The following is a 6,911-nucleotide window of genomic DNA, read 5'->3' as shown; positions in this document are numbered from 1 at the left end:
GTCCAATGATTCTACGAATACACCTAACTTTTTCAACTAACTACAAATGTGTCGCACTTGAGATTTGAATCTGCGTTATCATATATGATTCACAATAAATTCTATTTCCTTTATTAAATAATCTAAAAGCTCATTTAATCCAATCAAATCATTAAGCCTCATAACACTATAATTACTATGATCTATTTTTTCTTTCAATTTTAATAAGGCTTTCGTTCTCTCTGTTTCTGCATATTTATAATCCTCCCTCTTCGCATTGATGCGTATTTTTTTTAATTCACTAATATCATGAGATAAGAAAACGATATATTTATCCTTTATTAGTGTAGGAATTGAATGAGCAATTAAATTTCTAACAAATAAGTTCTTCTCAACTTTCCCCAATAAATAAATTATTTCACCATTCAAATGCTTATGTAATTCTTTCACATTTATAAGCTGTGACAAAGGTAAGGTTCTCACTTCATCCTTATATGTAGGTATTTCTACATATGTTACGAGCCTCTTGAGATGCACCTCCAACCTATTAAAATTTATAAGTAAATCTATGATCAATAATTTACATCCAGTTTTTAGCTCACAGTGTCCAAGGAAATCCAGTGGTTTATCTTGGATCAGCACATCGATGGATTTTGTAATTTCCTCTAAGTCATCCATTCTTCTTCCTTAGTATATTTTTAAGTCAATGTATTTGTATCGGATTTTATATAACTTGGCTATCACTTTAAATCCAAGTACAATACTGCGCTAGTCGAGGGATGCTGCGACGTTTTACAGGCACTAAATGTAAAATCGCTAGGCTCGACCATCGGTCAGACATTCGTTCTGATCAACAACGGCATCCGCGAACAGAACGATCCAATCTATTTTTTCCTAGGAGATCCTGATGAACGCGGTTACTGCTTCATTTACAGATTACAAAGTTGCTGATATTTCACTTGCTGATTACGGCCGTAAAGAAATTAAACTTGCTGAAGCTGAAATGCCAGCCCTCATGGGTCTGCGTAAACGCTATGCTGCTGCTAAACCACTTGCAGGCGCGAAAATTCTCGGCTGTATCCACATGACCATTCAAACTGCCGTTTTAATTGAAACGCTGGTTGAATTGGGTGCAGAAGTTCGCTGGACTTCATGTAACATCTTCTCGACTCAAGACCATGCTGCTGCTGCTATCGCTGCTGCGGGCATTCCTGTGTTTGCTTGGAAAGGCGAAACTGAAGAAGAATACATGTGGTGTCTTGAACAACAAATCAATGTAAATGGCACGCCTTGGGATGCCAACATGATTCTTGACGATGGCGGTGATTTAACACTACTTGTTCATGAAAAATACCCAGAAGTGATTGAAAAAATTCACGGTGTAACTGAAGAAACAACGACAGGTGTTCAACGTCTGTATGAAATGCTTCGTGATGGCACTTTAAAAGTTCCTGCAATCAACGTAAACGATTCAGTAACCAAGTCTAAAAACGACAACAAATACGGTTGCCGTCACTCACTGAACGATGCAATCAAACGTGGTACAGATATGCTTTTATCTGGCCGTCGTGCACTTGTGATCGGTTATGGTGACGTAGGTAAAGGTTCTGCGCAATCCCTTCGTCAAGAAGGCATGATTGTACGCGTAACTGAAGTTGATCCAATCTGCGCAATGCAAGCATGCATGGACGGTTACGAAGTTGTATCTCCATACAAAAATGGCGTGCAAACTGGCAAGAAAGAAGACGTGAATCTTGATCTTCTTCAAAACACTGACCTGATCGTGACTACAACGGGTAACTACCACGTGTGTGACTCGGCAATGCTTGATTCATTAAAAGCGGGCGCTGTGGTATGTAACATCGGTCACTTTGATACTGAAATTGATACAGCTTACCTACGTGGCTACAAGTGGGTTGAAGTTAAACCTCAAGTACACCAGGTGTATCGTTCAGAAAATGAAAATGATTACCTGATCCTTCTTTCTGAAGGCCGTTTGGTGAACCTTGGTAATGCGACTGGTCACCCATCACGTATTATGGATGGTTCATTTGCCAACCAGGTATTGGGTCAAATGCATTTATTCGCTGAGAAATTTGCTGATCTTCCAGAATCTGAAAAAGCTGCACAAATTCGTGTAGAACTTCTTCCTAAGAAATTAGATGAAGAAGTTGCTGCTGCGATGGTTGCTGGTTTCGGTGGTGTCTTGACTCAATTGACTCAAGAACAAGCGGATTACTTGGGCGTTCAAGTTGAAGGCCCATTCAAGTCGGATGCTTATAAATACTAATTTTTGTTTTACCTCTCCCTAGCCCTCTCCTAAAAGGAGAGGGAAACTTCTATTGTGAAAATAGTTAGAGGGTAAGTCTTAAAGACCTTAACTATCATAATGGAAGTCCCTTCTCCCTTTGGGAGAAGGTTAGGATGAGGGCAATCCAAAATTACAAGTATTTATAAAAAAAGGATTTGAACATGTCTAAACAGATTCCAATTTCATTTGAATTCTTCCCAACCAAAACTGATGTAGGCGCGGAAAAACTCAAGCTTGTACATCAAGAGTTACAACTCTTAAATCCAGAATTCTTTTCTGTGACCTATGGTGCTGGCGGTTCGACCCGTGAACGCACCCTGTCTACCATCAATGACTTTAATGGAAAAGGTGCACCTGTCGCCCCTCACCTGTCTTGTATTGGCGATGATAAGGCACGTATTGCAGAACTTCTAGACCTGTATAAATCTCAAGGCATTAACCGTATTGTTGCCCTGCGTGGTGACTTGCCTTCTGGTCAGGTCGGTTTAGGTGAATTGCCTTATGCACAGGATCTGGTTCGCTTTATCCGCGAGCATTCAGGCGATCATTTTAAGATTGAAGTAGCCGCTTATCCGGAAATGCATCCTCAGGCAGAAAGCTTTGACAAAGACATTCAGCACTTTGTTGATAAAGTTAATGCGGGTGCCAATGCTGCTTTAACCCAATTTTTCTTCAATCCAGATGCTTATTTCTATTTTGTAGATCGTATCCAGAAAGCAGGGATTGATATTCCGGTTGCCCCTGGCATCATGCCAATTACCAATGCCAGCAACCTGATTCGCTTTGCTGATGGTACCGGTGCCGAGATTCCACGCTGGATTCGCAAGCAACTGGCAACTTATGGTGACGATACTGCCAGCATTAAAGCCTTTGGCCATGAAGTTGTGGTTAAATTCTGTGAGCGTCTACTTGCAGGTGGTGCGCCAAGCTTGCATTTCTACACCATGAATACTACTGACCCGACCCGTCAGCTGGTCACCGATCTTGGTTTAGCTTAAGCCCTTTATTTCACCGATTTTTTGAGTAGAACGATCAATGCCACGTTTTTATATAGATGCTGATTTAACTGTTGATGTCAGCCTTGAGCTTACGGAAACTGTATTTCATCATTGGGTAAAGGTTTTACGCGCGCAAGTCGGTGAAAGCGCGACCCTGTTCAATGGACAGGGTGGCGAATATGACGTGACTTTAACCGAGGTTGCTAAAAAATCAGCCACCGTCTCGGTCAATGCATTTAATCCTGCCAATCGCACACCAAAGTTCCAGGCTTTGCTCGGTCAGGTGATGAGTAAAGGCGACCGTATGGATTATGCGATTCAGAAAGCAGTCGAACTGGGCGTTTCCGAAATTCAGCTGCTGACTTCGGATCGTTGTGAAATGCGTTTAAAGTATGATCGCGACCAGAAAAAACTAGATCACTGGCAAGGCATTGCTATTGCGGCTTGTGAACAATGTGGTCTGAATATTGTTCCTAAAATTTTAGCGCCAATCTCCCTGGAAAAATGGCTGGATACTGAACTACCCAACACCAAACTGGTTTTGGCACCCAATAAAGATGAAACAGATGTACTGGCAGAGGCGACCTTAGATCTTGCCCTGCTGATTGGCCCTGAAGGTGGCCTGAGTGAGGCAGAAATTAGTGCCGCAAACCAGAAAGGTTTTCTCAACTGGTGTATAGGTGAGCGTGTCCTGCGTACCGAAACCGCTCCTGTTGTTGCCCTGTCAATTTTGAATTATGTGCTTTAGTTCATCGGATGAGTAAAAATTTGTCTTTAATTTTGTTGATTTTTATTTTTAAGACATCTAATCTCGACTAAAGAATAATAAATACTTATTAATTGATTTCACACATTTCCTAGGGTTTTTTATAACAACAATGCACAAGGACGAAAACCGTTTAGGATGAATACAGGCATTGAATCACATGGTTGATAATCAGGACGACTATATTCAGCAGCATTTACATGATGCTCAGATTGCGAACACGCTTCGCCATAGTCGCTATTTTTTGCTCAGTATAATGGTGATCTGCCTTTATATTTTTTGTATTTATCACATTCAATATAGCCCGTCTAATACCTATTTTAATACCTGGTTTATTCTGACAGAACTTCTGGTCAGCATGTGTTGGCTAGTAAGTACGCTGTATTTCAAGCCTGAACAATATAACCAGAAAAGTGCACACCGCTGGTTACAGATACAGAGTCTGGCTGTTGGCCTTAGTATCGCGGCAGGCATTTTTACAATTTACTATTACTTGCCACAAGCCAATCCTGCATTTGAAGATATTGAAGCACTGACCTTGTCTGCCTTGTTGCTGATTGTTACCCAAGCCTTCGGTTTAACCTATTTAACCCAAAAACTGAGTTATTTCTGCCTGGCATTTCTACCGTCTTTATTGCCTTTTTTACTATCGCAAATTTATCATATAGGTCATTCCAATCCTTTCTTTGCGCTGGCTTTAAACTTCACCATGATTGTGATTTTGCTGTGCGCGACAAGTAGTTATCGAATTCACAGCCGCACCTCACGCCTGTATGCGGAAAATGATATTCTGGTGAAAAATGCAGAACAGCAAGTGCATTGGACTGATGAACTGTGTCAGCAACTCAAAACTGAAGTCAATAAATCCAAAGATATTGAACTGCAATTACAGCTCAGCAATCAATTGCTGGAGCAAAAAGTACGGGAACGTACCTATGATATTGAACAGATCAATCATGACCTGAAAAATCAACAGCAAAACCTAGAACTTGCACATGAAATTGCCGGTATTCGGCCATGGGACTGGAATATTCAAGAGCGCTGCATCACCTTAACCAATCATAAAGACGAAAAGATTCTGCGTAATTCCAAAGATCACCATCTGCAATTACAGCATCTGATTCACCCTGAAGATCTGGACTATTTTAAGCACAATATGAAACAGCATCTGCGTGGCCAGATTGAACGCTATGATGCCACTTATCGGATCAAGCTCAGTGAAGGTGGCTGGAGTTGGGTGCATGATATTGGCCGGGTGATCAGTCGTGATCCTAAAAATAAAAAACCCTTGCGCATGGTCGGTATCCGTCGTGATATTCAGCAGGAACGTCTGTCTCAGGAACGTTTAAAGCTGGTGGCCAGTGTACTGGAACAGGCTGCGGAAGGCATTTTCATTCTGAATCCTGATTTGGATTATATCGATATCAATCCTCACTATGAATACCTGAGCGGTTTTGAGCGTGACGAAATTATCGGTAAATCCTTATTTGATATTGCGGTGCAAAATAAATCCCAGCAACGTACTTTTCAGGCCAATATTGTCAAACAGATTCAAAAGATTGGCTCTTATGATGGAGAGGTTTATGCCAAATTTCTGTCTGGCAAAGAGTCGACCTTATGGCTGCATATTAATGCCGTGACTGATGATGAAGGCCGGATTACCCATTATATTGGCATCGTATCAGATCTGACTGAACGTAAATTACAGGAACAGCGCCTGTCCTATCTGGAAAATTACGACACACTGACTGACTTGCCGAACCGCTTTTATTATAACTATCAGCTACATCAGTATCTGGTTTCGCAAAAAGACTCGATTAAAGAGATGGCGGTGATTCGACTCAACATCGACCGTTTCCGCCCATTGAATGAATATCTGTCCAATAATGGCGGTGATGAACTTTTACGTCAGGTAGCGCAGCGCCTGCGCATGACCAATGCAGAAGCGCTGTTTGTGGCACATCTAAATGGTGATGATTTTGCGATTCTCTATGAAATCTCACATATTCGCCCTTCAGTTCAGCACCATTGTGAACGCATCGCTCAGGCCTTTAGCAGACCATTCAATATTTATGGTCAGGATCATGTGATTACCCTGTCTATGGGCGTGGCATTTTATCCGGATCATGGCCGTCAACTGGATTATTTGAATAACTGCGCCGAACAGGCATTGAACGAAGCCAAAAATCTCGGTGGCAACACCATTCATTTTTATTGCAGTGAAAATCATTCATTACAGAACAAAGGAGTTTTTCTGGAACGGGATTTGCGTAAAGCGATCCAGAATAATGAACTGGTGGTATATTATCAGCCCAAAATCAATTTCAGCGATCAAAGCATTTATGGCTTTGAAGCACTGATTCGCTGGAACCATCCAGAAAAAGGCATTATTGCACCTGGGCTGTTTATCCCGTTAGCGGAACAAACTAGCCTGATTTCAGACATTGGTCGTCTGGTGATCCAGCAGGCCGCTAAACAGATTCGCCAATGGAATGATCTGGGTTTTAATCATATTTGTGTATCAGTCAATATCGTGGCGCAGCAATTGCGTCGTGGTCAATTGCTCGATGATCTGGATCAGGCCATTGCAGATAACCAGATTTCTGGCGCCAGCCTGGAGCTGGAAATTACCGAATCTTCTTTAATCGAAAATTCGGAAGCGGTCAAAAACCTGCTCAATGAGATTAAACAGCGACATATTCATATTGCCCTAGATGATTTTGGTACAGGCTACTCCTCTCTCTCCTATCTTGCTGATTTTCCTATTGATACCTTAAAAATTGGGTGGTGTTTTAAAAAGTATGCTGACATTAAATGAAGCCATTATTGATGTAAAAGAAGGTTAAGTCGAAGGCTT

Annotated in this window: 4 protein-coding genes and 1 pseudogene; 4 read left to right on the top strand and 1 reads right to left on the bottom strand. The window is 41.5% G+C overall.

Going from position 1 to position 6,911, the window contains the following annotated elements; all coding sequences use genetic code 11:
* Positions 1 to 78 precede the first annotated feature (78 nt).
* Positions 79 to 657, bottom strand: a complete 579-nt coding sequence (locus PV763_RS16645) for a hypothetical protein (RefSeq protein WP_227554926.1) — start codon at positions 655 to 657, stop codon at positions 79 to 81.
* Positions 658 to 886: 229 nt separating this feature from the next.
* On the opposite strand from PV763_RS16645, the gene ahcY reads away from it, so the two are divergent.
* The 4 genes and pseudogenes from ahcY to PV763_RS16625 form a co-directional block, all read left to right on the top strand.
* A complete protein-coding gene (gene ahcY / locus PV763_RS16640) occupies positions 887 to 2,269 on the top strand; it encodes an adenosylhomocysteinase (protein WP_420938240.1) in 1,383 nt (460 codons plus the stop codon).
* Positions 2,270 to 2,451: 182 nt separating this feature from the next.
* Complete coding sequence (metF, locus tag PV763_RS16635; protein WP_420938239.1) at positions 2,452 to 3,288, top strand: methylenetetrahydrofolate reductase [NAD(P)H]; 837 nt, start codon at positions 2,452 to 2,454, stop codon at positions 3,286 to 3,288.
* Between the two features lie 37 nt (positions 3,289 to 3,325).
* Positions 3,326 to 4,036 (top strand): 16S rRNA (uracil(1498)-N(3))-methyltransferase, encoded by a 711-nt coding sequence (locus tag PV763_RS16630; RefSeq protein WP_420938238.1) that lies wholly within the window; start codon positions 3,326 to 3,328, stop codon positions 4,034 to 4,036.
* 178 nt (positions 4,037 to 4,214) lie between these two features.
* Positions 4,215 to 6,848 (top strand): annotated as a pseudogene (locus PV763_RS16625) (putative bifunctional diguanylate cyclase/phosphodiesterase); the annotation flags it as partial.
* Between the last annotated feature and the right edge of the window lie 63 nt (positions 6,849 to 6,911).

Origin of the sequence: Acinetobacter sp. AS5 (genome assembly GCF_048957595.1) — a bacterium.
Taxonomy (GTDB): Bacteria; Pseudomonadota; Gammaproteobacteria; order Pseudomonadales; family Moraxellaceae; genus Acinetobacter.
This window is presented reverse-complemented; position numbering and strand designations above follow the sequence as displayed.